Source organism: Umezawaea sp. (assembly GCF_036375055.1).
Classification (GTDB): domain Bacteria; phylum Actinomycetota; class Actinomycetes; order Mycobacteriales; family Pseudonocardiaceae; genus Umezawaea.
On sequence record NZ_DASUSQ010000018.1, the window covers coordinates 92,183 to 117,286 of the forward strand.

The 25,104-nt window shown below is 73.1% G+C and carries 22 protein-coding genes and 1 pseudogene; 9 read left to right on the top strand and 14 right to left on the bottom strand.

All coding sequences use genetic code 11. The features are described 5' to 3' along the window. Positions 1-11 precede the first annotated feature (11 nt). Positions 12-1,685: a PstS family phosphate ABC transporter substrate-binding protein gene (locus VFZ92_RS06655; protein ID WP_330874899.1), complete on the top strand. Its 1,674-nt coding sequence runs from the start codon at positions 12-14 to the stop codon at positions 1,683-1,685. Positions 1,686-1,688: 3 nt separating this feature from the next. Here VFZ92_RS06655 and VFZ92_RS06660 read toward each other — a convergent pair whose 3' ends face one another. The 4 genes from VFZ92_RS06660 to VFZ92_RS06675 form a co-directional block, all read right to left on the bottom strand. Beyond that, complete coding sequence (locus VFZ92_RS06660) at positions 1,689-3,578, bottom strand: hypothetical protein (RefSeq protein ID WP_330874900.1); 1,890 nt, start codon at positions 3,576-3,578, stop codon at positions 1,689-1,691. Then, the gene (locus VFZ92_RS06665) at positions 3,575-4,564 is read right to left on the bottom strand and encodes a pectate lyase family protein (RefSeq protein WP_330874901.1); all 990 of its coding nucleotides are present in this window, start codon (positions 4,562-4,564) and stop codon (positions 3,575-3,577) included. The genes VFZ92_RS06660 and VFZ92_RS06665 overlap by 4 nt, the downstream gene beginning before the upstream one ends. A 12-nt stretch (positions 4,565-4,576) precedes the next feature. Beyond that, positions 4,577-5,608 (bottom strand): pectate lyase, encoded by a 1,032-nt coding sequence (locus tag VFZ92_RS06670; RefSeq protein ID WP_330874902.1) that lies wholly within the window; start codon positions 5,606-5,608, stop codon positions 4,577-4,579. A 216-nt stretch (positions 5,609-5,824) separates the two neighbouring features. After that, entirely contained in the window at positions 5,825-6,274 is a 450-nt protein-coding gene (locus VFZ92_RS06675) for a MarR family winged helix-turn-helix transcriptional regulator (RefSeq protein WP_330874903.1), read from the bottom strand. A gap of 59 nt (positions 6,275-6,333) precedes the next feature. Here VFZ92_RS06675 and VFZ92_RS06680 point away from each other — a divergent pair, with 59 nt between their 5' ends. Continuing rightward, positions 6,334-6,705, top strand: coding sequence for a VOC family protein (locus VFZ92_RS06680; protein ID WP_330874904.1), 372 nt, complete (start codon positions 6,334-6,336; stop codon positions 6,703-6,705). 18 nt (positions 6,706-6,723) lie between these two features. On the opposite strand, the gene VFZ92_RS06685 is transcribed toward VFZ92_RS06680, so the two are convergent. Further along, complete coding sequence (locus VFZ92_RS06685) at positions 6,724-7,314, bottom strand: TetR/AcrR family transcriptional regulator (RefSeq protein WP_330874905.1); 591 nt, start codon at positions 7,312-7,314, stop codon at positions 6,724-6,726. A 250-nt stretch (positions 7,315-7,564) separates the two neighbouring features. On the opposite strand from VFZ92_RS06685, the gene VFZ92_RS06690 reads away from it, so the two are divergent. Together VFZ92_RS06690 and VFZ92_RS06695 are read left to right on the top strand one after the other, a co-directional pair. Next, positions 7,565-8,692, top strand: coding sequence for an endo-1,4-beta-xylanase (locus VFZ92_RS06690; RefSeq protein ID WP_330874906.1), 1,128 nt, complete (start codon positions 7,565-7,567; stop codon positions 8,690-8,692). Between the two features lie 61 nt (positions 8,693-8,753). Further along, positions 8,754-10,001 carry an SGNH/GDSL hydrolase family protein gene (locus VFZ92_RS06695; protein WP_330874907.1) on the top strand — a complete coding sequence of 416 codons (1,248 nt, stop codon included), beginning with the start codon at positions 8,754-8,756 and terminating at the stop codon, positions 9,999-10,001. A gap of 12 nt (positions 10,002-10,013) precedes the next feature. Here the strand turns inward: VFZ92_RS06695 and VFZ92_RS06700 are convergent, their stop codons facing one another. From VFZ92_RS06700 to VFZ92_RS06725, 7 genes and pseudogenes are all read right to left on the bottom strand, one after another. Beyond that, complete coding sequence (locus VFZ92_RS06700) at positions 10,014-12,515, bottom strand: CHAT domain-containing tetratricopeptide repeat protein (RefSeq protein ID WP_330874908.1); 2,502 nt, start codon at positions 12,513-12,515, stop codon at positions 10,014-10,016. Further along, positions 12,512-12,946, bottom strand: coding sequence for a hypothetical protein (locus VFZ92_RS06705; protein ID WP_330874909.1), 435 nt, complete (start codon positions 12,944-12,946; stop codon positions 12,512-12,514). Before VFZ92_RS06705 ends, VFZ92_RS06700 begins: the two co-directional genes overlap by 4 nt. Next, positions 12,943-13,521, bottom strand: a complete 579-nt coding sequence (locus VFZ92_RS06710; RefSeq protein ID WP_330874910.1) for a sigma-70 family RNA polymerase sigma factor — start codon at positions 13,519-13,521, stop codon at positions 12,943-12,945. The genes VFZ92_RS06705 and VFZ92_RS06710 overlap by 4 nt, the downstream gene beginning before the upstream one ends. Beyond that, positions 13,518-15,083: a S8 family serine peptidase gene (locus VFZ92_RS06715; RefSeq protein ID WP_330874911.1), complete on the bottom strand. Its 1,566-nt coding sequence runs from the start codon at positions 15,081-15,083 to the stop codon at positions 13,518-13,520. Before VFZ92_RS06715 ends, VFZ92_RS06710 begins: the two co-directional genes overlap by 4 nt. 323 nt (positions 15,084-15,406) lie before the next feature. After that, positions 15,407-15,730, bottom strand: a complete 324-nt coding sequence (locus tag VFZ92_RS42415; protein ID WP_414719832.1) for a hypothetical protein — start codon at positions 15,728-15,730, stop codon at positions 15,407-15,409. Next, a complete protein-coding gene (locus VFZ92_RS06720; protein WP_414719833.1) occupies positions 15,634-16,587 on the bottom strand; it encodes an FAD-dependent monooxygenase in 954 nt (317 codons plus the stop codon). The genes VFZ92_RS42415 and VFZ92_RS06720 overlap by 97 nt, the downstream gene beginning before the upstream one ends. Further along, positions 16,584-17,116: pseudogene (locus VFZ92_RS06725) on the bottom strand (TetR/AcrR family transcriptional regulator). Before VFZ92_RS06725 ends, VFZ92_RS06720 begins: the two are co-directional and overlap by 4 nt. A 281-nt stretch (positions 17,117-17,397) precedes the next feature. Between VFZ92_RS06725 and VFZ92_RS06730 the strand changes: the two are divergent. Then, entirely contained in the window at positions 17,398-19,014 is a 1,617-nt protein-coding gene (locus tag VFZ92_RS06730) for a cellulose binding domain-containing protein (protein WP_330874912.1), read from the top strand. Between the two features lie 68 nt (positions 19,015-19,082). Continuing rightward, positions 19,083-19,211 (top strand): hypothetical protein, encoded by a 129-nt coding sequence (locus tag VFZ92_RS06735; protein WP_330874913.1) that lies wholly within the window; start codon positions 19,083-19,085, stop codon positions 19,209-19,211. A 238-nt stretch (positions 19,212-19,449) separates the two neighbouring features. Here the strand turns inward: VFZ92_RS06735 and VFZ92_RS06740 are convergent, their stop codons facing one another. After that, positions 19,450-21,483, bottom strand: coding sequence for an RICIN domain-containing protein (locus VFZ92_RS06740; protein ID WP_330874914.1), 2,034 nt, complete (start codon positions 21,481-21,483; stop codon positions 19,450-19,452). A 162-nt stretch (positions 21,484-21,645) separates the two neighbouring features. Between VFZ92_RS06740 and VFZ92_RS06745 the strand changes: the two genes are divergently transcribed. The 3 genes from VFZ92_RS06745 (at position 21,646) to VFZ92_RS06755 (ending at position 23,904) form a co-directional block, all read left to right on the top strand. Then, a complete protein-coding gene (locus tag VFZ92_RS06745; RefSeq protein WP_330874915.1) occupies positions 21,646-21,849 on the top strand; it encodes a hypothetical protein in 204 nt (67 codons plus the stop codon). Positions 21,850-21,916: 67 nt separating this feature from the next. After that, positions 21,917-23,320, top strand: coding sequence for a fatty acid desaturase (locus tag VFZ92_RS06750; protein WP_330874916.1), 1,404 nt, complete (start codon positions 21,917-21,919; stop codon positions 23,318-23,320). After that, the gene (locus VFZ92_RS06755; protein ID WP_330874917.1) at positions 23,317-23,904 is read left to right on the top strand and encodes a TetR/AcrR family transcriptional regulator; all 588 of its coding nucleotides are present in this window, start codon (positions 23,317-23,319) and stop codon (positions 23,902-23,904) included. The genes VFZ92_RS06750 and VFZ92_RS06755 overlap by 4 nt, the downstream gene beginning before the upstream one ends. Before the next feature lie 6 nt (positions 23,905-23,910). On the opposite strand, the gene VFZ92_RS06760 is transcribed toward VFZ92_RS06755, so the two are convergent. Beyond that, positions 23,911-25,020: an FAD-dependent oxidoreductase gene (locus tag VFZ92_RS06760; RefSeq protein WP_330874918.1), complete on the bottom strand. Its 1,110-nt coding sequence runs from the start codon at positions 25,018-25,020 to the stop codon at positions 23,911-23,913. Positions 25,021-25,104: the final 84 nt, after the last annotated feature.

Genomic DNA, 25,104 nt, shown 5'->3' on the forward strand with positions numbered 1-25,104 from the left:
GAGGAGTTCTCGTGGTCGTGCAGAGGGCGTTGCAGTCGGTGCTGGACTTCCTCGGGCCCGGCAACGTCGTGCTGGGCATCGTCCTGCTGATCGCGACGCCCTTCGTCGACCGCTTCCTCATCCGGCGCAAGCGGATCACCTACCGGGTGCTGTACAACTCGAAGATCGGGCTGGGGCTGGAGAAGCTGCACGACGGCACCGAGCCCGCCAAGGCCGGTCAGCGGCAGCTCTACCAGGTCTCCGAGCTGCTGGACCGGATGAGCATCGTGGTCATCCGCATCCGCAACACCGGCGGGTACGACATCGACGCCGACGACTTCGAGCGCCCGCTGTCGTTCACGTTCGGCCGCCGGGTCGTGTGGAACGCCCGCGTGTCCGAGGCGAGCACCGAGGAGATCCGCGCGCGGGTCAGGGCGGGCCTGCGGTTCTTCGGCGCAGGCACCGGGCCCGAGCCGGTGGAGCGCGACAGCCTCCGCACCGTCCGCGAACGGCTGCCGCTGTGGATGGCCAGGTGGACCGGTGCCGCGCAGAGCCCGCAGGTGGAGGTCGAGCAGCAGTGGCACGGCGTCCGCGTCGAGGACCTGGCGCTGCGGCGCAAGCAGAAGTTCAAGCTCGTCGTCATCCTGCGCGAGCCCGACGACAGCGGTGTCACCAAGGACATCGAGGCGTCGGGCAAGCTCAGGGACAGCGGGCTGCTCAAGGACGAGAAGCGCGAGCGGCTGGTCACCCTCCCCAGGGCGACCGGCGCGCTCGCCGTGCTGCTCACCGCGTTCCTGGTCCTCAGCCTGGTGTTCGTGCCCCCGCCCGCGGACTCGACGGTGGCGTGCGTCCCCGGCGTGCTGCGGGTCGAGGGCTCCAGCGTGTTCATGCCGGTCGCGCAGGCCGTGGCGCAGGACTACGAGCGCGTCTGCGGGAGCCGGGGCGCGCGGGTCGCGACCACGCCCACCGGCAGCGTCGAGGGGGTCCGCGCGGTCACGGCGCTCGGCCCCGACGACACGGGGCTGCTGGCGCTCGCGGACGGCAGGCAGGACACCGACGGCGCGACCCCGCACTCCGAGCAGGTCGGCATCGTCGTCTTCCACGTGATCGTGAACGCCTCGGTCGGACTGGACACCGTGACCACGGCCCAGCTGCGCTCGATCTACGACGGCACCACCACCGACTGGAACCAGGTGCGGGGAGGGGAGTCGCTGCCGATCCGCATCGTCGGCCGCGGCGGGGAGTCGGGCAGCCGGGAGCTGTTCGAGCAGAAGGTGCTCGGCACGGGTGAGGGCGAGCTGTCGTCCAACGGCTGCCGGACCAGGGACCGCGTCCCCGGCGCCGCGACGATCCGGTGCGAACGCGGATCCAACCCCGAGGTGGCGCGCGAGGTCGGCCGCACGGAGGGCGCGATCGGCTACGCCGACGCCCCGTCGGTGGCGCAGGCCCGCAAGGCCGATCCGCTGACCGCGCTCACGGTCGACGGCAAGGCGTTCGACCCCGCCGTGGGCGTCGAGTCCGGCTACTCGTTCTGGACCGTGGAGTACCTGTACACCAGGGCGAGGCCGCAGCCGGGGTCGCCCGCGGCGAGCTTCGTGGACTACCTGCTGCGGCACGACAGCGCCCGCGCCAGGCTGACCGACGCGGGCTACCTGCCGTGCACGACGTCCGAGGGCGCGCCGCTGGAGCTGTGCAACCACCGGTGAGGGTCAGATCCGGCCCGTTCCCGCACCCGCGGTGACCAGGGCCTTCACCTCGGCCGGCGGGTCGAGGGCGTAGGAGTAGTAGGCGCGCGGGTCCTCGACGGTGCCGCCGACCACGGGTTCGCCGCTGTCGACGTAGACGTTGTCCCGCTCGACGATGCTGCCCTTCGGGCCCGAGTAGCTGGTGGTCATCGGCTCCTCGACGTCCTCGAAGTAGTTGCCCTCGACCCAGCAGCCCGACCGGTTCTGGCACGCCACGCCCGTGTCGCTGTTGGCCACGTAGTAGTTGTTGAACACGTGCACCGGGTTGCCGAAGCGGGTGCGGGGGTTGCGCTGCGGCGTCCGGTCGAAGAAGTTGTGGTGGTAGGTGACCCTCAGGTGGCCGGTGTCCTGCGCGGCGTTGCCGTCGTCGTGGCCCAGCAGCATGTTCTTGGTGTGGTGGTGGGTGTGGTTCCACGACACGGTCACGTAGCTGGAGCCGCGCTTGACGTCGATCAGGCCGTCCTTGCCCGCCGACAGGTCGTTGTGGTCGATCCAGACGTGGTGGGAGAACATCTGCACGTTGATCGAGTCGTCGCTCGCGGCGCGGAACACCAGGTTGCGGATGATGACGTTGTGCACCGCGTTCGCCGGGGGAGTGGTCGCGTCGCCGACCGGGAGACCGATGTTCAGGCCGCCGCCGGTGATGCCGGACCCCGAGCCGACACCGATGACCGTCTTGTCCGACGACACGTCGTACATGCCCGCCGCCAGCGTGATCAGCCCCTGCACGCGCACCACCCCCGGCCCGTCGGCCTTGATCGCGGCGATGAGGTCGGCGGCCGTGGAGACCGTCACCTCCGGGCCGCCCGCGCCACCGGTCGTGCCGCTCTGGCCCAGCGCGGTCACCGAGGCGAAGCCGACCGGTCCGTCGGCCAGGGCCGTGGCGACCGGCTTGCCGACCCCGGCGCCAGCGCGGACCTTCGCGGGCACCGTGTTCGGGTCGTCCACGGTGTAGGGGTAGAACTGGCGCGGCTCGGTGACGGTGCCCGCCGCCTCCGGCGCGCCGGAGTTGACGAAGACGTTGTTCCGCTGCACCAGGCGACCGGGATCGCTCTCGAAGACCCGCACCTTCGTCGGCGAGGCCACGGTGTCGAAGTGGTTGCCCTCCACCAGCACGCCCGCGTCCATCGCGGTCGCGACGCCGTAGGAGTCGGTGCCGGTGATGCCCAGGTAGTAGTTGTTGAACACGTGCGCCGGGTCGGCGAACCGGACCCGCGGGTTGCGCTCGGCGGTGCCGTCGAAGAAGTTGTGGTGGTAGGTGACCCGCAGCTTGCCCCGGTCCTGGCCCCCGTTGCCGTCGGAGTGCCCGACCAGCGAGTTCTTCCGCTGGTCGTGGAAGTGGTTCCAGGACACGGTCACGTAGTCCGAGCCGCGCTTCACGTCGAGGGCGCCGTCGTGCGCGCCGGACAGGTCGTTGTGGTCGATCCAGACGTGGTGGGCGCCGTCGGTGATGTTGACGGCGTCGTCGCTCGCGCCGGTGAAGGTCAGGTTGCGGATGATGACGTTGCTGGTGCCGTCGACGTCCAGGCCGCCGCCGGTGATCCGCCCCGCGGTGCCGACGCCGACGATCGTCTTGTTCGACGCCACGTCCTGCATCCCGCTCAGCGCGATCGTGCGGTCCACCTGGACGACCAGCGGCTCCGCGCGCTCGACGTAGTCCCTGAACTGGCTCGCGCTGGTCGGGGTCACGACCTGGCCGCCCGCGCCGCCGGTCGTGCCGTCGCGGCCCAGCGCGTTCACCGACGCGAAACCGAGGGGGCCGGCCTCCGCGGCGATGACGGCCGCGGGCGTGGTGATCACCGACGTGACGCCCGCGACGAGCAGCGCGGCGAAGGCGAGGGTGGCTGTTCTCACGAGGTCCTCCCCTGGGTTCGGCCGACGCCCGCGCCCGCGCTGACGAGGGAGGGGACGGCGGTGGGGTCGTCCGGGGTGTAGGCGTAGTAGGTGCGCGGCTCGACGACCGTGCCGAGCGTCGCGGGCGTGCCGGAGCCGACGTAGACGTTGTTCCGCTCGACCACGCGGCCCGGTCCGCTCTCGTCGTAGCCGGAGTAGATCGGGTGGGCGACGTTCTCGAAGTAGTTGGCCTCGACCAGCACCCCGGCGTCCTCCGTGGACGCGACGCCGTAGAGGGTGTTGTTCCGGAAGTGGTTGTTGTAGACGTGGATCGGCTCGCCGAAGCGGACCCTCGGGTGCCGCTGGGCGGTGCCGTCGAAGAGGTTGTGGTGGAACGTGACCCGCAGCTTGCCGCGGTCCTGGCTCCCGTTGGCGTCGGAGTGGCCCAGCAGCGCGGTCTTGCTGTGGTCGTGGAACCGGTTCCAGGACACGGTGACGTAGTCCGCGCCGCGCACGATGTCGATCAGGCCGTCGGCGCCGCCGCTGAGGTCGTTGTGGTCGATCCAGATGTGGTGGGAGGACTGCTGGACGCTGATGGCGTCGTCGTCGGCCCCGGTGAACCGGAGGTTGCGGATGATGACGTTCTGCCTGCGGTACAGGTCCAGGCCGCCGCCGGTGATCTCGGCGTTCGAGCCGATCCCGACGATGGTCTTGTTCGACCGCACGCCCTGCTTGCTGCTGATCCGCATCACGCCGTCGACCTGGATCACGTACGGCTCGTCGCGGTCGCAGTAGTCCAGGAACGTCTCGGCGTCCCGCACCGTGACGACCGACCCGCCCGCGCCGCCCGTGGTGCCGTTCTGGCCGAGCGCGGTCACCCCGGCGAAGCCGTCGGCCGTGGCCCGGGGCGCCGCTGCCCGTGCCGTCGCCCGCGCCGGTCCCGCGCTCGCCGCCAGCGCGGTCGCCGCGGCGCCCGCGAGGAGGGTTCGTCTGCTGATGCCGTCCACGCGCTCTCCTCCTCAGACCTTGCCGACGCCCGCGCCCGCGGGCACGACCGTCGGGACCTCGGCCGCCCGGTGCGGCGTGTAGGCGTAGTAGGTGCGCGGCTCGACCACGGACCCGCGCACCTCGATCTCGTGGTTGCAGTCGACGAGCACGTTGTCCCTGGCGACCATCCGGCCGAGGTCGCCGCTGAAGTCGACCCGGCCGGGGTTGTTGACGCTGACGAAGTGGTTGCCCTCCAGCACCACGCCCGCGTTCATCGCGGAGGCGACCCCGTAGCTGTTGTCGCGGTAGAGGTTGTTGTAGACGTGCACCGGTTCGCCGAACCGGACGCGCGGGTTGCGCTGGTCGGAGCCGTCGAAGTGGTTGTGGTGGTAGGTGACCCGCAACCGGCCCACGTCCTGCGCGGCGTTGTCGTCGTCGTGGCCGAGCAGCAGCGTCTTGTCGTGGTCGTGGAACCTGTTCCACGAGACCGTGATGAAATCCGATCCGCGTTTGACGTCCACGGCCCCGTCGTCGCCGTTGGAGAAGTCGTTGTGGTCGATCCAGACGTGGTGGCTGAACATCTGCACGTTGACCAGGTCGTCGGTCGCGCCGGTGATCGTCAGGTTGCGGATGATCACGTTGTGCACGGCGTTCGCGGGCGGCGAGGTCACGTCGTCGTCCACCGGGAGGCCGATGTTCAGGCCGCCGCCGACCAGTCGTGCACCACTGCCGAGGCCGATGATCGTCTTGTCGGAGGCGACGTCGTGCATGCCGTCGCTGGAGCCGGTCGGCAGCGTGATCGTGCCGCTCACCTGCACCACCAGCGGTTCCGGGCGGGCGATGTGGTCGAGGAACTGGGCCGTGGTGGTCGCGGTGACCACGGCCCCGCCCGCTCCACCGGTCGTGCCCGCCTGGCCGAGGGCGGACACGCCCGCGAAGCCGTCGGCCGGTGCGAGTGGTGGTGGCGCCGCCGTGGCGAGCGGTGCGGCCAGCGTCGCGGCCAGCACCGCCACCACGGCGGCGACCCGCGGCAGGGCGCGGTCGATCCCGACGTGCGTTCCCATCTGGGAGGTCCTTTCGAGAAGAGCTTCCGGAGCGGTGGCGGCGTCGGGAAAGCACTTTCTGAATGTGGACCGTAATTGTTTGTTTCGGGCGTGTCAACGCCGTGTCACGTATGCGAACGGATTCACATCTGTGGATTCGTCGAATTCATTCGACGATTCACGTACGTGTTTTCGTGAATGAATCCACGTTGTTCGGAATACCGTTCTCCGGGATGGTCAGGCGTCCGGCGCGAGGGCGCGGACGCAGGTCGCGAGGTCGTGCAGGAGCCGCTCCTGCTCGGCCGCGGAGAACGGTGCCAGCATCCGCAGTTCGACGGCCCGCACGGCGGCGCTCGCGGCGGCCAGCAGTTCCTCGCCCGCGGGGGTGAGGCGGCTGGGCAGGGCTCGGCCGCGGGGCGCGGTCGCCGGGCGGGCGACCAGGTCGCGGTCCTGGAGGCCGCGCAGCACCAGGTTCATCGACTGGCGCGTGACGAACGCGCCGCGCGCCAGGTCGGCGTTGGACAGGCCGGGGTGCCGCGCGATCAGTTCGAGGCAGGCGTACTGCGGCACGGTCAGGTCCAGCGAGCGGAGGGCGGCGTCCATCGTGGTGCGCAGCGCCGCCGCCGCCCGCTTGAGGCCGTAGCCCACCGACTCGTCCAGCGGTCCGACCGCCTCCGCTTGCGCCATGTCAGCATCATGACATACGTTCTGCGTGTCAACACGCTGACATCCAACGGGAGGACCGCATGACCGTCACCGGACCCGACTTCCTCGCGCTCCAGGTGCGCGACCTCGACCGCGCGGCCGAGTTCTACGAGACCCACCTCGGGCTGCGCAGGGCGACCGCGTCCCCGCCCGGCGCGGTCGTCTTCGACACCGCGCCGATCCCGTTCGCGGTGCGCGAGCCGCTGCCGGGCGTCGACCTGGACGCGGCGACCCCGCGGCCCGGTCTCGGCGTCGCGCTGTGGTTGCGCTCCGACGACCCGCAGGCCCTGCACGACCGGTTGGCGGGCGAGGGCGTCCCGATCGTCGCGCCCCCGGTCCAGGGGCCGTTCGGGCGCACGTTCTCCTTCGCCGACCCGGACGGCTACGCGGTGACCGTCCACGGCGACGCCTGACGGGGACGTTCGCCCCGCTCAGGGGAAGGCGTGCAGGGCGCGGCGGATGACGGGGTCGAGCTGCCACCTCGTCGCCCCGCCCGCCGCCTGCACGGCCAGGCCCGCCGTGACGCTGACGAGGTACTTCGCCAGGTCGTCCGGGTGCTCGGTGCGGGGCAGGTCGCCGTCGACGACCGCGGTGCGGAAGCGGTGCGCCAGCCGGGTCTCGGCGGCGCGGCGGCACTCGGTCAGCAGGTCGGCGACCCGCCGCTGGTCCTCCGCGCCACCGGTCAGTCCACCCTGGACGGTCAGGCAGCCGTGGGGCTTGCCGGGGGCGGTGACGGCGGTCAGACCCGCGCACAGGTAGTGCTCGGCCACGGTGCGGGCGGTCGGCTCGGCGATGGCCGCGGCCAGGTACGCCATCTCGGTGTCGGCGTACCGCCGCAGGGCCAGGCGGAACGTCGCCTCCTTGTTGCCGAAGGCGTTGTAGAGGCTGGGTCGGTTGATCCCCATGGCGGCGGTCAGGTCGTCGAGCCGCGTGCCCTCGTACCCCAGGCGCCAGAAGACCTCGACGGCGCGGTCGAGGGCGTCCTCCAGGACGAACTCCCTCGGCCTGCCCGTCGTCGCCATCCGTCGCCGCCTTCGCGTCCACCGCACCGGCACGACGAATCGTAAGGTGATCACCCGCTCGCCGCTCGACTCGTTCGGGTGGCGCGGCGTTGATCGATCAAGGCGGGTCGGCCGTCCAGGCGTGCCGGTGAACCCCTTTGCCGGCCCTTGACTGTGCGGAGGCGGCATTTTAAGGTCCGGTTTCTCAGAAACTTTCACGTGGGGGTGCGAAAGTTTCGAAGTCAAGCCGTCGCAAGGAAGCGAGAGCCTGATGAAACCGACCCGTCTGGCCGCCGCGGCGTTCGCCGCCGTGGCGCTGTCGGTCCCGCTGACGCTCGTGGCCTCGGCCGCGCCCGTCGTCGACGACCGGTCGCCCGGTCACGCCAAGAAGGACACCCTGCGCCGGGCGGCGCCGAAGGGGTTCCACATCGGGACCGCCGTGGCGGGTGGTGGTCACCACGAGAGCCAGCCCTACCCCGACCCCTTCACCTCCGACCGCGAGTACCGCCGGGTGCTCGCCGCGGAGTTCAGCTCGGTGTCGGCCGAGAACCAGATGAAGTGGGAGTACATCCACCCGGAGCGCGACCGCTACAACTTCGGCATGGCCGACAGGATCGTGCGGTTCGCCAAGCAGAACAGGCAGGTCGTGCGCGGGCACACCCTGCTGTGGCACAGCCAGAACCCCGCGTGGCTGGAGGAGGGCGACTTCACGGCCGACGAGCTGCGCTCGATCCTGCGCGACCACATCAAGAGGGTCGTCGGCCGGTACCGGGGCGACATCCAGCAGTGGGACGTCGCCAACGAGATCTTCACCGAGACCGGCGAGCTGCGCACCTCGGAGAACATCTGGATCCGCGAGCTGGGGCCCGGCATCATCGCGGACGCGTTCCGCTGGGCGCACGAGGCCGACCCGAAGGCGAAGCTGTTCTTCAACGACTACGGGGTGGAGGGCGTCAACGCCAAGAGCGACGCCTACCTCGCGCTGATCGCGCAGCTGCGGGCCCAGCGCGTGCCCGTGCACGGCTTCTCGGCGCAGGCCCACCTGAGCACCCGCTACGGCTTCCCCGGCGACCTCCAGGCCAACCTGGAGCGCTTCGCCGCGCTGGGGCTGGAGACCGCGATCACCGAGCTGGACGTGCGGATGGACCTGCCGGAGAGCGGTGTCCCGACCGACGCGCAGCTCGCGCAGCAGGCCGACTACTACAACCGCACCCTCACCGCGTGCCTGAACGTCGACGGCTGCGACTCGTTCACGATCTGGGGCTTCACCGACAAGTACTCGTGGGTCCCGGTGTTCTTCGAAGGAGAGGGCGCGGCGACCGTGATGTGGGAGGACTTCTCCCGCAAGCCCGCGTACTCCGCCCTGCGGTCCACCCTCGCCTCGGCGTCCCGCCGCTGAGCGCCAGTCCCGAGTGGACGGTCGCGGGCGACCGCGGCCGTCCACGGACCCGGAGGTCCCCGTGCTGAAACGCTCCCTCGCCGCCGCCGCGCTGGTGCTCCTGCTGGCGCCACCGGCGACCGCCGAACCGCGCGCGGCGTGGGTCGGGGCGTGGGCGACCTCGCCCACCACCGTGCCCGCGTCGGACACGACGACGTTCGAGGACCAGACGCTGCGGCAGGTCGTGCACCTCGGCGTCGGCGGGTCGACCGTGCGCGTGCGGCTGTCCAACGAGTTCGGGACGCAGCCGCTGGTCATCGGGGAGGCGCGCGTCGCGCGCCGCGCGGGCGCGGGGTCCGCGGTCGAGCCGCGCAGCGACCGGCGGCTCACGTTCGGAGGGCGCGCCTCGGCCACCGTGCCACCGGGGGCGCCCCTGCTGAGCGACCCCGTCGCGCTGTCCGTGACCGCCGACTCCGACCTGGTCGTCAGCGTCCACCTGCCCCGCCGCACCCCGGCGACGACCGTGCACGCCTTCCCCTACCAGGACGGGTACCTGGCGGCGGGCAACGTCACCGGCCGCGCCGACATCACGCCGACCGCCGTGCTCGGCAAGTGGCACTTCCTCACCGGCGTCAGCGTCACGGGCAGGCGCGACGCCACCGTCGTCGCGTTCGGCGACTCGATCACCGACGGCGCCGAGACCACGCGCGGCGCGAACCGCCGCTGGCCGGACGTGCTGGCCAGGCGCCTCCAGGCGGTGCCCGCGCTGCGGCACCTCGGCGTCGTCAACGCGGGCATCAGCGGCAACCGCCTGCTGCACGACCCGAACCCGCCACCGGGCCACCCGGCGGAGGCGTACGCGAACTACTTCGGCCAGGCCGCCCTCCGCCGCTTCGACCGCGACGTCCTCGCCCAACCGGGCGCCGCCCACGTCGTCGTCCTGCTGGGCGTCAACGACCTCGGCCACCCCGGCACCAGCGCGCCGGAGTCGGAGAGGGTGACCGCGCGGGACGTCATCGACGCCCACCGCCAGCTCATCGCCCGCGCGCACGCCAGGGGTCTCCGCGTCCACGGCGGCACCATCACCCCGTTCAAGAACGACGCGTTCGGCTTCCACAGCCCGGAGAACGAGGCCGCGCGGCAGGCCGTGAACCACTGGATCCGCACCAGCGGCGAGCACGACAGCGTGGTGGACTTCGACCGGGCCCTCCGCGACCCGGCCGAGCCCGACCGCCTGCTGCCCGCCTACGACAGCGGCGACCACCTGCACCCGAACGACGCGGGGATGGCGGCGATGGCGGCTGCCGTGCCGTTGCGCGTGTTCCGCTGACGGTTCGCGGGGTCAGCCGGAGCCGAAGCACACCAGTGGCATCAGCGGTGTCGCCCGCGAGGCCTCGGCGAGCGCCCGTGCCGGTGCCGTGCCGCGGTGCACCAGGTCGTGGTAGGTGGTCATCACGTCCACCACCGCGTCGTCCGGGACGCGCGCGACGCCCGCCACCACCGTCCTCGCGCCCCCGTAGAGGAAGGCGGCGGCGAAGCCCAGCATCTCGTCGCCCGCGCGCACCACGGACCGGCCGGTGTCGCAGGAGGACAGCACGACGTGCTCCGGCGCGGCCGGGAGGGTGCCGATGTCGTGGGCCATGAGCGGGCCGTCGGCGAGGTCGAGGCGGGAGAACAGGATGTTGCCCGGCTCGTGGTGGCCGTGGGCGGCGAAGTGCACCATCCGGCGGTCCTCCATGGCCGCCAGGGTGGCGCCCACGGAGGCCGCCCCGCCGGTGAGGACGGTGCTGCCCGGCACCACCTCGGCGATCTTGCCGACCTCGCCCGGCGCGTGCCCAGGGCCGGGACCCGCCACCAGCAGCGGCTCGGAGGTGGTGGCCCGGCCCGTCGGGCGCCTGCCGCGCAGCCACACCGACGCCGACGGCGTCACGGTCACGGGACGGCCGCGCAGCCCGTCCAGCAGGCCCCACGGCACGCCGGACAGCGGGCCGGTGGGCACGACCACCAGGTCGCGGTCGCCCAGCAGCGCCCCGACCGGCGTGAGCAGCTGCTCCTGGAGCGAGGCCAAGTGGTGCCGCAGCGACAGCTCGACCACCTCGACGAGCGGGGCCTGGTGCCTGCGGCCGCACAGGGCGTCGAGGTCCGAGCGCAGGCGGGCGGCGGTCTCCGCGACGGCCGCCAGGTCGCCGAACGACACCATCCTGCTGGTGCCGTCGACGACCACCAGGCCGAGCAGGCGGCCCTCGAACGGCAGGAAGTCCACCAGGACGGCGTCGCCGAGCTCGGCGGCGACCTCGTGCAGCGAGTTCGGGCTGTCCTGCTCGCCGTCGCCCGGTGCCCGCCAGCCGCGGGCGCGGATCGTGTGCTCCAACTCGGCGCACCGCCGCGCCACGTCGGGATCGGGACACCCCGCCAGCTCCGCGGCGCGCACGACCGTCGCCAGCCTGCGCAGCTCCGCGACCGCGTCGGAGGTCTCGGTGTCGGTGGGCGGGCGCGCGGGGGACATCAGGAACGCCTGCGCGCGGGAGCGCTCCGCCCACGCGAACACCGTGGACGCCCTGCCGCGCCGCAGGGCGGTGGCGAGGCCGACGGCGGCCAGGTCCACGCCCATCGCGGCCGTCCCGGTGCGCAGGTCGATGCTGCCGAACCGGCCGCGCCTGCCGTGCAGCACGCGCAGCCCCGCCCCGGCCTGGCGGAACGCCCGCGTGGAGTCACCGGTCGCGGCGTACCACTCGGCAGCCGCCAGCCTGCGCAGCAGCACCGTCTCCAGCACCGGGGACGGGCTGCGGCGCTTCGACAGCTGGGCCAGCGCCTCGCCGTTCCTGCCGAGCCGCACGAGCGCCCGCGCGGCCAGGAGCGTGGCCGCCTCACCGTCGTTGGGCAGCCCGAGGCGGTGCAGCGTCGCCGCCACGTCCACGGCCTCCGCGGCGATGGCGGCCAGCCCGCGCCCGGCCTGGAAGTCGGCGCGCAGCCGGGTCAGCACCGCGACCGCGGCCCAGCTCCGGTCGCCCCGGCGCAGGAACAGCCGCTCCGCCCGGCGCGCCCACAGCCGCGCCTCGCGCGCGTCGCCCTGCATCACGGCGGCGCTCGCCCGCGTGAGCGCAGCCTCCCCGCGCTCGTAGGTCGGCCCGGAACGCCCGAGCAGCCGGATCGCCTCGTCCAGCTCCGCCGCGGCCTCGTCGGCCAGCCCGGCCTGCATGAGCGTTCGGGCCCGGTCGACGGCCAGCACCGGCAGCAGGCCCTCGGCGTGCAGGGCGAACCCCGGCTTCGCCAGGTCGAACGCGTTCAGCGCCGCCGGGATGTCGCCCATCAGCATCTCGCAGTAGCCGCGGTTGAGCTGGGCCTTGGCGACCATCAGCGGCAGGTCGGCGGCGCGCGAGATCTCCTCGCACCTCTCCAGGTCGGCCTTGGCGATCCGCGGTCGGCCCGCGAGGCCGTGCACCATGGCCCGGTTGAGCAGGGCCGCCGCGAGGTCGTGGTGGTCGTCCGTGCCGCTGTGCAGCGGGATGCCCTCGTTCAGGTGCCGCAGCGCCTCCTCGACCCGACCGGTGAGGATGCACAGCAGACCCCGTTGCAGCAGCAGCGTGCCGCGGTCCTCCGGGGCGACGGTGCGCTCGGCCTCGTCGAGCAGGGCGAAGCCCGCGGCCGTGCGGCCGAGGTGGACCTCGGCCGCGGCCATGCTGATCCGCACCCGCGCGGCGGCGGCCCCGTCCTCCGGCGACGCCGTGCCGAGCAGGGCCAGCGCCGACCGGAACAGGCGCAGGCCCCGTGCGGACCGGCCCGCGTCCACCGCCGCCCGGCCGCGGACGTGCAGGTCCCGCGCCCGCCGCTGGGCGGCCGTCACAACGCGATCGCAGGCGTGGTGACCGTCCCGTTGGCCCGCACCGAGAACTGCGCCAGCGCCGGGACCACGCCGGTGAACGCGAACCGCCCGTTGCCGTCGCACGACGTGGACCGCGTGGCCGTCGGCAAGCGCAGCTCCACGGGGTACGCGGCAGGCGGGGTGATCCACCCGTCGAGCCGCACCGAGCCGTCGGCGTGCGCGGTCACGTTGACCATGATCGTCAGGCTCGCGCTGTCGAACGTGATCAGCTGCGAGCGCTCGTCGCCGCGCACCGCCGCGAGCCGGGGTCCGCGCACCACGTCGAGGACCTCGTCGTCGGCGGTCGCGTGGTCGAGGGCGAAGCACGCCAGGTCGGCCAGGACGGCGGGCGGGGGGTCGCACTCGTCCCACATGTCCCGCAGCCGGACGAGCAGGTCGTCGTCGGTGCTCACCGGTCACGCTCCTTCGTCGAGAGCAGGGCGCGCAGCCGGTCGAGGCACCGGCCGCGCTGCGGGCCGATCGATCCGCGGGGCATCCCCAGCGCCGCGGACACCACGCCGTAGTCGGGCCGGTGCAGGTAGGCGACGATGCGCAGCAGCTGCCTGCACCGCTGCGGCAGCCGCTCCACCGCCTCCCACAGCTCCCGGTCGCGCGTCGAGGCGACGACCCGCTCCTCGGGGCCGGGCGCCACGTCCGGCTCGTCGAAGAACGCGTCGTCCCCGACCGGCCGCTCCACCCGCTGGGCCTTGGCGACCCGCCACGCCTCCCGCTTCGTCGTCGTGACCAGCCAGCTGACCAGCGCACCGGGTGCGCGGATGGCGTCCAGCGCGCGCAGCAGCTTCAACCAGGTCGTCTGCACGACGTCCGCGCTCGTCTCCGAGTCGAGGCCCTGCGACCTGGCGACGTGCCACAGCAGCGGCGTCAGGTCGCGCACCACCGCGTCGAGGCTCGACCGGTCGCCCGACCGGGTCTTCTCCAGCAGCGCGCCCAACTGCTCGTCGTCCAGCCGTCGGTGACCGGGGCTCATGCCAGGAGCCGCTTCACCGCGTCGAACGCGCGCTCGACCCTGGACCCGGTGTCCGGGACCGGGATGCCGACCGCGCCACCGGTCAGCTCCACGGCCACCGCGGCGGCGACCTCGGGAGCCGCGTAGGACGTGCCGGACCCGACGGCGAACCCGCCCGCGAAGCTGTCCGGGTCGGCGGTCCGCCGCGCGCCGGAACCGCTCTGCAACCGGGGACCGCGCGAGCCGCGCACGCTCGTCGGGAACGTGCTCACGACGTTGCCGCCGGTGGCCTCGACGGTGACGTACGCGCCCGCGTTGCTGAACCACGCCTCGGTGTCGTCGGGGTTGAGCGCGCCGACGCCGAGCACCATCGGGTTCTCCGTCGCCAGCGCGGCCGGGTAGAACCGGCGGGTCGTGGCGTCGTTGCCCGCCGCCGCGACGACCACCACGCCGAGGTCGGTCAGCTCGGTGACCACCTCGCGCAGGTTCCGGGCGGCGGCGGAGTCGTCCTCGACGTACCCGCCGATGGACAGCGACACGACGTCCACCTGGTCGCCCCGCCTGGTCCTCGCGACGAGCAGCCACAGCGCCACCAGCAGATCGGCCTCGTAGCAGACGTTGTCGGGGTGCAGGACGCGCAGCGCGAGCACGTCGGCGTCCGGCGCGTTCTGCCGGATCCGGCCCGCGATGAACGTGAAGTGCCCGGTGGCCCCGCCGATCCGCTGGGACAGCTCGTCGGTGTGCGGGACGTCCTCCCACACGCTCGTCAGGACCTGCGTCGGCGTGAGGCCGTCCAGGCGCTCCGCCTGCTCCCGCAACACCTCCGCGCTCGCCTCGTAGGCCTGGAGGAACCCGTCCGCGGGCAGCGGGTCGCCCATGTCCCGCAGCCCGAACCACGGGTGGGTGTTGATGCCGGAGTCCGGCACGGCGACGACCACGCGGCGCTCGTCCCGCCCGCACGGCCGCCGGGGCGGCGGGCCCGCGGTGAACGCCACGGGCAGCAGCCGGTAGGGATCGTCCGAGCCGCCGTCCTCACCCCCGGAGCGCACGTCGTGCGGGCTCCACGTGGGCACGCCGCCGAAGGGGGCGCCGACGAGCAGGTGCTCCAGCGAGATCGCGCCCATCGCCGACCGCATCGTGCTGATGCGGCCCTGCGCGACCCCCAGCCGGACCTGCTGCACGGCGGTCCACGCGTCGACCACCCCGGTGGTCGTCCCCCGCGGGAAGAGGACCACCGGTATCGGCACCCGGTCGCGTCTCGCGGCGTCCAGCTCCTCCAGCTCGGCGGGCAGCCGCGCGGACGGCCACGCGCTCTCCGGGTCGCGCTTCAGGCTCATGCCGACGCGGTCCAGCTCGGTGTCGACCTCGACGCACGCCGCCGCGTCGGCGAGCACGCCGTGCGGCATGAGCATGACGGCCGCCCGGTAGGCGGTGGAGCGGGTGATCGACCCGTCCGGCCTCCTCGTCGCTTCGACGGGGTGGAGCATCCGGCCGCCGTGCTTGTCCAGCGACCACTGCGGCCAGGCGGGCAGGTCGGGGTGGTCGGCCCTGGTGGCCGGTCGCCGCGGCGAGCGGATCGTCATCGTGTGCTTCCCTTCTGGCCGTCGCCCACCCGTGGTGGCGCGACGGTGCGTGTCGCGGTGGACGCTGCTGTGCCTGCGGGTGGGCGGCCGGTCACGTCACGGCCACCCACCTGGTCCTGCGGGGCGCGCGGTCGAGGTCGCGGGTCGTCCCGCCGCCGACGACCCCGTCCGCGCGCACCCCGTGGTCCGGAGTTCGAGGTGCCGTCCCGGAGGACGGAACGTCCGTACACGAGCGAGAGCGGCCACCACCCGCGCTGGATGCACGTTCGAGGTCACGGAACCGATGCAGGGCCGCGGTGTTCGGACGAACGGCGCAGCCGCGGCTAAGCCGGATCGACGGCGTCCCGGCGCAGGGCGGTGACGAGGTCGGTCGAGCCGCCCGCGAGCGCGCCCGCCACCCGGCGGCCGACCGCGGGCAGGCGGGACAGGCGCAGCGCGGCGCGGCGGACCCGGAGCTGGAACGCCGACGCAGGCAGGAACCAGCGGGCGCCCCCGCGGCCCGCCCGCTGCCGTTCCTCCACGACGGGACGCCACAGGCGCTCGTAGGCGGTCAGCGCGTCGTCGACCTGGCCGCGGGCGAGCCGGTCGGCGAGGACGTAGGCGCCCGCCACGCCGAGCGACGCGCCCTGGCCCGCCAGCAGCGACACGGCGCGGGCCGCGTCCCCGACCAGCACGACCCGGCCCCGGCTCCACTCCGGCAGGCGCACCCGGCGACCACGTCGTAGTAGAACTCGGCGGACGGCGGGCAGAGGGCGAGCGCCTCGGGCACGACCCAGCCCAGACCGCCGTAGGCGCTCCGCACCGCCTCCCGGACGTCGTCGGGGGTGGTCGTGCCGGAGGTGCGGTGCACGGCGAACGCCGCGACCCGACCGTCGCGCAGCGCGGAGAACCCCATCTGCGCGTCGGCGGTGTCGGTGAGGGTGAAGCGGTTCCCGACGGCGGCGCGGAGCCGGGGCGCGTCGACGATGAAGGCGGCGGTGTGGAAACCCGGCGGGCGCAGGAACTCCCGCTCGTCGCCGAAGACCAGCCGCCGGACCGCCGAGTGGACGCCGTCGGCGCCGACGAGCAGGTCGGCGTCCAGGGTGGTCCCGTCGGTGAGCGCGACCCCGGCCCCGTCGCCCCGGCCGGTCACCGCGACCGGACCGGTGCCGTACCGCAGGTCGACGGCGGGCGGGAGGTGGTGGCGCAGCACGCCCTCCAGGTCCGGTCGGAGGAGGTGCAGCAGCGCGCCGTCCGCGAAGTCGGGCGTCCGAGCGCCCGCGGTGCGCCGTCCGCGCTCGTCGACGAGGGCGACCTCCTCGACGTGGTGGGCGATCCCCTCGGCGGCGGGCGGCAACCCCATCGCGTCGAGGGCGTCGTGGCCGGGCCCGAAGAAATCGATCATGTACCCCTGGGGGCGGGGTCCGGGTGAGCGCTCCAGCAGCACGACCTCGTGGCCCGCGGAGGACACCAGGTTCGCCAGGGTCAACCCGGCGATCCCCGCCCCGCGGACGACGACCCTCACGGCCGCCCTCCCCGGTCGACGAGCCTGCGCAGGACGGCGACCGGGTCCGGTGCGGACCCGAGGCCGCGGTGCAGCAGCAGCCCGTCGACCGCGGCGACCAGCACGGCGGCCGTCCGCTCCGGCTCGGCACGCCGTGCTCGCCCAGCCGGGCCCCGAACCGGCCGCGGAACTCGTCGAGCGCCCGGCCCAGCCCCTCGCGCAGGTCCTCGTCGCGCGTCGCCGCGAGGTAGGCCTCCAGGAACAGCGTGGACGTCGAGTCGGACCCGGTGTACCGCGCGACCGACCCGATCATCGCCTCGACCGCCGCCTCGGGGGTCCGCGCGGCGTCCATGAACGCCTCCACCTCGCCCGTCACCCGCCGGACGTGCCCGATCGCCGCCTCGTTCAGCAGCGCCCGCAGCGTCGGGCAGTGGTAGTGCACGACGCTCGGCGTCACCCCGGCGCGCTCCGCCAGGACCCGCGTGCTCACCGCGGTCCACCCGCGCTCCGGGATGAGCGCGACCGCCGCGTCCAGCAGCCGCCGCCGCACCTCGACACCGCGCTGCGCTGCCGGAGAACCCACGTGCGCTCCCCGGGTAGGGCGATCGACCTGTACGACTGCCCTGACAGTGGGACCGAGGTGGGGGAGCGGGCAAGGTGCGCCTCGAAGGCTGCTACGCGGGGTGAGCGCCAAGTGAGACCGCCACGGGGAAACGGCCCCGGCAGCGCATTGACATGTTTCGTTAATTAGCTCGAAACTTTAGCTCGTCGACACCTGCGAGCGTCGATCCTGCCGACCCCATCACCACCCCACTCGGAAGGAGAGCCCAGGTGAGTTCCAGTCAAGGTCGCGTCGGCATCCGGTCGGCGGTCGTCGTCCTGGCGGTGGCCGCGCTCGCGGTCGCGGGATCGGCGACGGTGATCGCGAAGACGACCGCGGAGGTGCCCGGCGACGTCGTGGCCGCCGCCGCGGTCGAGGACGAGGGCGCGGACTGCCCCGTGACCCTCCCCGGTTCGACACCCTCCAACGCCAAGCTGCCCGACCCGTTCACGAAGCTGAACGGCACGCGCGTCTCCAGCAAGTCCGACTGGCGGTGCAGGCGGGCCGAGATCAAGAAGCTGGCGGAGAGGGCCGTCTACGGCGAGAAACCCCCGAAACCGGCCAGTGTGACGGGAACGGTCTCCAGCAGCGGCATCACGGTCACCGCGTCGCACAACGGCAGGAGTTCCAGCTTCTCCGCGCGCGTCGAGCTGCCCAGCGGCACCGGCCCGTTCCCCGCCGTCGTCGTGCTGGGCGGGTTCGGCGCGGACACCGCCACCATCAAGGCCGCCGGAGCGGCCGTCATCAACTACGACCCGTACGCGGTGGGCAAGGAGGGAACGCCGCGCTCCAACAAGCAGGGCGCGTTCTACAGCATCTACGGCTCGTCGAGCAGCACCGGACTGCTGGCCGCGTGGGCCTGGGGCGTGAGCAGGCTGGTCGACGTCATCGAGCAGTCGGGCGGCAACGTCCTCCGGGCGGACGCGGTCGGCGTCACCGGCTGCTCCCGCTTCGGCAAGGGCGCCTTCACGGTCGGCGTGTTCGACCAGCGCATCGCCCTGACCATGCCGATCGAGTCCGGCACCGCGGGGGTGCCGATCCTCCGCGGCGTCCCCGGAGAGGGCGCGCAGAGCCTCAGCAGCGCCTACGGCGAGCAGCCGTGGTTCGGTGACGCGTTCGGCTCCTTCACCGGCAACCCGAACGCCCTGCCGGTGGACACGCACGAGATGGTCGCGATGGTCGCGCCGCGCGGGCTGTTCATCATGGACAACCCGCACATCGCCAACCTGGGCCCGAGGTCCGCGAGCGTGGCCGCGCTCGGCGGTGCCGAGGTGTACAGGGCGCTGGGCGCTGGGGACAACATCACCTACTGGTCGGACGTGCAGGACGGCAACCACTGCGCGAACCGGGCCGAGTGGCGGACACCGCTCCAGCAGAACATCCAGAAGCACCTGCTGAGGACCGGCAGCGCGCCCGGCGCGATGCGGATCTCCAGCAGGGCGGCGGGCAACCTGGCGCAGTGGCGGGACTGGACGACCCCCACGCTCTCCGACGGTCCGACCACGACCACCACCACCACGACGACCACCACCACCACCCCGCCGGTCGCGGGTGGGTGCACGTCGTCGGTGTCGGTGAACCAGTGGACCGGTGGGTTCGTCGCCACGGTGAAGGTCACCGCGGGCTCGGCCGGGGTGAACGGCTGGACCGTGGCGATGACCCTGCCGTCCGGCGCGGCCATCACCAGCGTCTGGAACGCCGCCAGGAGCGCCGACTCCGGCGAGGTCCGGTTCACCAACCTCGCGTTCAACGGCTCGATCGCCCCCGGCCAGTCGACCGAGTTCGGCTACCAGGGGACGGGGACCGGCGGCGGGATGACGCCGACCTGCTCGGGTTCCGGTGGGTGACGCACAGGCGGACGCCCGCCAGTCCTTCCCCTCGGGCGTGGCGCAGCAGGCCGTCCCCGGCTCGACCGGTGCGCAGGACCGGTTTCCGCCGGCGGGCTGGTACGACTCGGCTGCTGCTGGAGCCGCGCCGGTACGTGCTGGGCAACCTGCTGTTCCTGGGACGGGTCGCCGTCGAACGGATCCTCACCCGACGGTGACCCGTCGCTGGTCCGCAGGTCGCGGCCGTGCTGGAGCCGGAGCAGCGGCGACCGCTGGGACTGATGTCCTCGCTGAACGCGTCGACCACCGCCACCGGCGAGGTCGTCGGCCAGCGCGGGCCCACCCGCGGTGGCGCGGACCTTCCCGCGTTGCCCGCGAAAGCCGTCGCGGCACGGGTTTCCGGGGTCCGGTGCGGATCGTCCGTTCCCGCACCGGACCCCGGTTCACGCCTCGCGCTCAGCCCACGGCGACCGCCGTCCACCGCTGGTTGTCGCCGGACGTCGGCTGGTACAGCCCGATCGGCGCCCCGTTGGCACGGGATTCGCCCGTGACGTCCAGCAGGGTTCCCGTGCCGGCGTTGACGACCGTCCACGTGCCGTCGCCGGTGGTGGACAGCATCCACCGCGCGGTCGGGCCGTCCGCCGTCGGCGTGGTCAGCCCGACGCCGGACCCGGTCGCGGCGAGGCGCTGGCCGGTGCCGACGTTGGTGATCGCGAACTGGGCCCGGCCGGCGTAGCCGGTGGTGCGGCGCTCGACCCGCCACCGCTGGTCGGCCGCCGCGGTGTTCGTGTCGCGCTGCACCAGCGCGGTTCCGCTGGGCGCCAGCGACTTCCCGCTCTGCACGCCGGTGAGCCGGTGGTCCCTGCCGGTCAGGCCGCTGGACGCGACGCCCGAGACGCCGTCGACGACGAACGTGGTCACCGACCGGGCGGGCACCGTGAGGGTCGCCGCGCGGTCGCGCACCGGCACGGCCGTGCCGGGGACGAGCCCGCCGGACGCGTCGCTCACCACGGGGCGGACGGTGGCGCCCGCGGCGACGGTGGAGAACGCCGACAGGTCCAGCACGACCTGCTGCGCCTCGGTGGACCTGTTGAGGTGCACCACGGACTTCAGGGCGTCGTTCGTCCCGCGCACGGCGGCGACGTCGGTCGTCGTGCCCACACCGACCAGCCGGTCACCGGGGCGGATGTGGTGGGTGAAGTTGCGCAGGGTGTGGAACTTCGTGTTCGTCCTCACCGGACAGTTGGCGAGGGTGGCGTTCGGGCCGCAGTTGAACGGGACCTGGACGACGCCCCAGTTCATCCCGGCGGGGGACTCGCCACCCGGCTTCATGTTGTCGTAGTCCTCCACCGCCTGCCACAGCAGCCACGACACCGGTTCGAGTTCGCGCAGGTCGTCGATCACGCGCTCGGCGATCCCCAGACCGGGGTCCATGCTGGTGAAGCTCTGGCCGTCGCCCCACGAGCCGTCGACCTCGCTCATCCACAGCGGTTTCGCCGCGCCCTTGGCGATGTCGCGCGCCGACGTGCGGCGGGCGGTGCCGTAGGTGTGCACGTTGAGCTGCCCGACCTGGTCGCGCACCGCCCGCGAGTAGCCGTTCCAGTCGGTGGCGAAGGTGCCGGGGTTGGTCTCGTCGGGAGCGGAGACCACGGCGTCGGTGGCCGACCGCGCGAGCGCCGAGGCCACGGCGGGGATCACCTCGGCCTGGAGCGCGGGGCCCAGGTGCGCGCCCTCCTGCCTGCCGCCCGTCGGGTTGCCGTTCGCGCCGAGGGTGGTGCGCCAGTAGTTCGTGTTGGGCTCGTTGAACGGGTCCAGCGTGGCGAACCGGATGCCGTGCGCCCGTTCCAGCTCGTCGACCGCCTGCGTGAGGTAGGAGGCGAAGTCGGGGATCCGGTCGCGGCGGAGCTGGTCGGCGTTGGCGTCGAAGCCACCGGAGACGTAGCCGCTCACGGTCTGGAACCACGGCGGCGAGTTGCTGAACGCCTCCCAGCGGTCGACCCGTGACTTGATCCGGTCGATCCACCAGCGCTGGTGGGGGTCCGCCGCCCGGTCGAACAGCGCGGGGTCGCCGGGCCGCCACCAGTCGGTGTCGGTGCGGGTCGTGCCCGGCGGTGCCTTCCACCAGCCGGGCACCGCACCGCCCGCGCGCAGGTAGGGCGGCACGTCGGGGGCGTTGCCGCCGCCGATGTTGTACCGGGCGATGTTGAGGTTCAGGCCGTCCGCGCCGAACAGCAGGTCGGCGAGCCGGTCGCGGACGACGTCGGGGTAGCCGCCCGTGGCGTTCGCGAACCACACCAGGCTGGTGCCCCAGCCCTGGAACGGCTGCTGCTGGTAGCTCGGGTCGGGCTTGACGGTGACGGTCGCCGCGGCGGCCGTGCCGGCCGTGGCCGTGCAGGTGGCCGCCAGCAGGGAGGCGGCCACGCCGAGGCGCAGGAGTCGGGATCGCGGGGAGGTCGGGCGGGCTGACGTGCGGGGTTCGACAGCGGCCATCAGTTCTCCGTTGAACGGGCGCTGACACCGGCAAGGGATGTTAGCGCTAACAACAACCGTGTGGGTCGAGCGTGGCAACTCCGCCCCCCGTCGTCAAGGCGCCGGTCGGCCGCGGCGCGCCCGCGGTCGGTGGCGTTGATCGGACAGGGGGGCGAGGCGGGGGTGCCCGCCCGTGAGGGGAACCGCGCACGTCGTGGACGGCACCTGGCGTGGCTGGTCGTGGTGGCGGCACCGGCCGCCGTGGTGCGGGTGCCGCTCGGCCTCGGCGTGGTCGCCCTGGCCAGGGCCGCCGTGCGGCGTGCTGGCCACGAGGTGTCCGCGCTGCTGGTCGTGCCGGAGCGGGTGCGCCCGGCTTTACATTTTTGACCCTCTTGTCAAGTAGACTTGACAAACGCTACCTTCCTGTAAAGCGGCGGGCACGGGAGGTCAGCGCATGGCGAGCGTCGGCGACGACACCGGCACGGTCCCGGACGGGTCCACCGAGGGGTGGACCGACCGGAAGCGGTACCTGTGGCTGATCGGCCTCGTGGTGCCGTCACTGGCCTTCGCGGCGCTGGGCCTGCACGCGTCGACGGGCTGGGGGATGTGGTTCTGGCTCGGACCGATCGTGGTCCTGGTCGTCGTGCCCGCGATCGACCTGCTGGCCGGGCTCGACCGCTCGAACCCGCCGGACGACGTGATCGAGGCGCTGGAGAACGACCGCTACTACCGCTGGATCACCTACCTCTTCCTGCCGATCCAGTACGCCGGGTTCGCGCTGGCGTTCTGGACGATCGCGCACGGGGACCTGTCCACCGCCGACAAGGTCGGCCTGGCCGTCACGATCGGGTGCGTCGGCGGGATCGGCATCAACACCGCGCACGAACTGGGCCACAAGAAGGAGGCCCACGAGCGGTGGCTGTCGAAGTTCGCGCTGGCGCAGAGCTTCTACGGCCACTTCTACATCGAGCACAACCGCGGCCACCACGTGCGCGTGGCGACGCCGGAGGACCCGGCCAGCGGCCGCGTCGGCGAGAGCTTCTACCGGTTCTGGCCGCGCACCGTGTTCGGCTCGCTCGCGAGCGCGTGGCGGCTGGAGCGCAAGCGGTTCGCCCGTCGGGGCGGGCACCCGTTCCACCTCGGCAACGACGTGCTCAACGCGTGGCTGATGTCGTTGGCGCTGTGGGGCGCGGTGGTGGTGTGGCTGGGGATCGGTGTCCTGCCGTACCTGGTCGTGCAGGCGGTCGTCGGCTTCTCGCTGCTGGAGGTCGTCAACTACGTGGAGCACTACGGCATGGCCCGGCGGGTGGTGGGCGTGCCGGGCAGGCAGCGGTACGAGCGGGTGGCGCCGCGGCACAGCTGGAACTCCAACAACATCGCCACCAACGTCCTGCTGTACCACCTCCAGCGGCACAGCGACCACCACGCGAACCCGACCCGCCGCTACCAGTCGCTGCGCGACTTCGAGGAATCGCCCGCCCTGCCGACGGGGTACGCCGGGATGATCCTCCTGGCGCTGGTGCCGCCCGTGTGGCGGCGGGTCATGGACCCCAGGGTGCTCCGGCACTTCGACGGCGACATGAGCCTCGCGAACGTGCAACCCCGCCGTCGGGAGGCCGTGCTGGCGAAGTACCCGGTTCCGGGCGCGCGGGTGCCGGTCGCGGTGGCCGAGCCGCCCGCGCCCGTCGGGTCGGGCGGGGGCGGCCGGTGCCCCGGCTGCGGCTACGTCTACGACGAGCGGTTCGGTGACGCGCGCGAGGGCTTCCCCGCGGGCACGCCGTGGTCCGCCGTCCCGGACACGTGGTGCTGCCCCGACTGCGGCGTGCGGGAGAAGCGCGACTTCCACGCCATACGATGATCTCCATGACGGAGGCGGAGACCGGGAGCGGTCATCGGCGGCGCATCATCGCGGCGGCGGTCGAGCAGACGGCCCGGTCCGGCTGGTCGACGGTGACGATGGCGCGCCTGGCCGAGTCCGCGGGCGTCAGCAGGCAGACCGTCTACAACGAGATCGGGTCCAAGCAGGCCTTGGCCGAGGCCATGGTCCACGACGAGCTCGGCCGCTTCCTCTCCGTGGTGGAGCGGGCCTTCGACCGGAGTCCCGCCGACCTGGAGGCGTCGATCCGCGGCGCCGTGCGCGCGGTGCTGGAACTGGCGCGCGACAACGTCCTGCTGCGCGCCATCGTGTCCGCGACGCACGACGCGGACACCGACCTGCTGCCCCTGCTCACCACCAACGCCGGGTCGCTGCTCGCCACGGCCAAGGGCGTGCTGGCGCACCGCCTCGCGGCGTTCGACCTGCCGCTCGACGACCACCAGGTCGCCGCCACGATCGACGTCGTCGTCCGAGCCGTGCTCAGCCACGTGATGCAGCCGTCCGGCACGCCGGAGAGCACCGCGGCCGACATCACCTGGATCGTCGGTCGGGTCCTGGCGGTCTAGCGGCCGTCAGGCGGTCTCCAGCCCCCGCAGGCGCTCGTTCCGCGCGGTGATGGCCTCCCAGCTGGACGGCACGACGAGGGCCGCGCCGTCCCCGACGCTGTTCTGCGCGAACTCGACGTACGGGCGCTGCCTGGCCTCGTAGCGCTCGAACGCGGCGGTGTGGTCGCCGTCCGCCCGCTCCAGCTCCTCGGCCAGGAAGAGCGCGCCGGTGAGCGCGAGCGACGTGCCGCGCCCGGACAGGCCGGTGGCGCAGTGGGCGGCGTCGCCGACGAGGACGACCCGGCCGCGGTGCCACGTGGGCACGTGGATCTGGCTCACCGAGTCGAAGTAGAGCTCGGGGTCGGCCAGGGCGGCGTCGAGGAGCTGCGGCACCTTCCACTCCCGGTGGCCCTCGAACGCGTCCACGAGGATCTTCTTCTGGGCGTCGAGGTCGCGGTGGTCGTGGTCGACGGGGTCCGAGCGGAACATGAAGACGCCGAGCGCCCTGTTCCCGTACCGCGCGATCCCGGCGAGGTGGCCGGGGGAGTTGTACATCGGGTTGAGCCGGTCGGAACGGGCCTCGCCCGGCAGGTCGGCGAGCGCGACGTAGAGCCCGAGGTGGCGGGCGAAGTCGCTCTCCGGTCCGAAGGTGAGGCGTCGGACCGCCGAGTGCTGGCCGTCGGCGCCCACCACGAGGTCGAAGCGCGCGCGGTGGCCGGACGCGAACCGCACGTCGATCCCGGTCTCGTCGTCGGCCAGCTCCTCGACGGAGTCGAGGAAGCGGATCTCCACGTCCGGCGGCAGGGCGTCGACGAGGACCTGCGCCAGGTCCTCCCTGGGGATCTCGACGTCGTCGTCGGAGTCGCTGACCTCGCGGAGCGGCAGGCGCGCCACCGGCTCGCCGTCGCCGTCCACGAACTGGGTCAGCTCCGAGGTGCGGACCCGCCGCCGCAGGACCTCCTCCAGCAGGCCCATCTCGGCCACCACCCCGATCGCGTCACCGCGGATGTCGATGGGTGAGCCGTTGACGCGGAAGTGCGCCGCGCGCTCGACGACGGTGACGCGGTGGCCGCGCGAGGCGAGGTCGAGAGCGGTCGAGAGCCCGGCGATGCCCGCGCCGGAGATGAGGACGTCCATGTGCACCGATCCTTAAAGCGACAATTTGTAACTTTAAGGTACCACCAACTCCGGTCTGGGAGGATCGAGCGGCCATCGAGCACG

Coding starts and splice junctions, on each gene's coding strand:
- VFZ92_RS06675 (WP_330874903.1), bottom strand. CDS start 6,274: ATGGCGCAAGCGGAGGCGGTCGGACCGCTGGACGAGTCGGTGGGCTAC.
- VFZ92_RS06710 (WP_330874910.1), bottom strand. CDS start 13,521: ATGAGCCCCGGTCACCGACGGCTGGACGACGAGCAGTTGGGCGCGCTG.
- VFZ92_RS06690 (WP_330874906.1), top strand. CDS start 7,565: ATGAAACCGACCCGTCTGGCCGCCGCGGCGTTCGCCGCCGTGGCGCTG.
- VFZ92_RS06670 (WP_330874902.1), bottom strand. CDS start 5,608: ATGGGAACGCACGTCGGGATCGACCGCGCCCTGCCGCGGGTCGCCGCC.
- VFZ92_RS06760 (WP_330874918.1), bottom strand. CDS start 25,020: ATGGACGTCCTCATCTCCGGCGCGGGCATCGCCGGGCTCTCGACCGCT.
- VFZ92_RS06680 (WP_330874904.1), top strand. CDS start 6,334: ATGACCGTCACCGGACCCGACTTCCTCGCGCTCCAGGTGCGCGACCTC.
- VFZ92_RS06750 (WP_330874916.1), top strand. CDS start 21,917: ATGGCGAGCGTCGGCGACGACACCGGCACGGTCCCGGACGGGTCCACC.
- VFZ92_RS06685 (WP_330874905.1), bottom strand. CDS start 7,314: ATGGCGACGACGGGCAGGCCGAGGGAGTTCGTCCTGGAGGACGCCCTC.
- VFZ92_RS06715 (WP_330874911.1), bottom strand. CDS start 15,083: ATGACGATCCGCTCGCCGCGGCGACCGGCCACCAGGGCCGACCACCCC.
- VFZ92_RS06755 (WP_330874917.1), top strand. CDS start 23,317: ATGATCTCCATGACGGAGGCGGAGACCGGGAGCGGTCATCGGCGGCGC.
- VFZ92_RS06740 (WP_330874914.1), bottom strand. CDS start 21,483: ATGGCCGCTGTCGAACCCCGCACGTCAGCCCGCCCGACCTCCCCGCGA.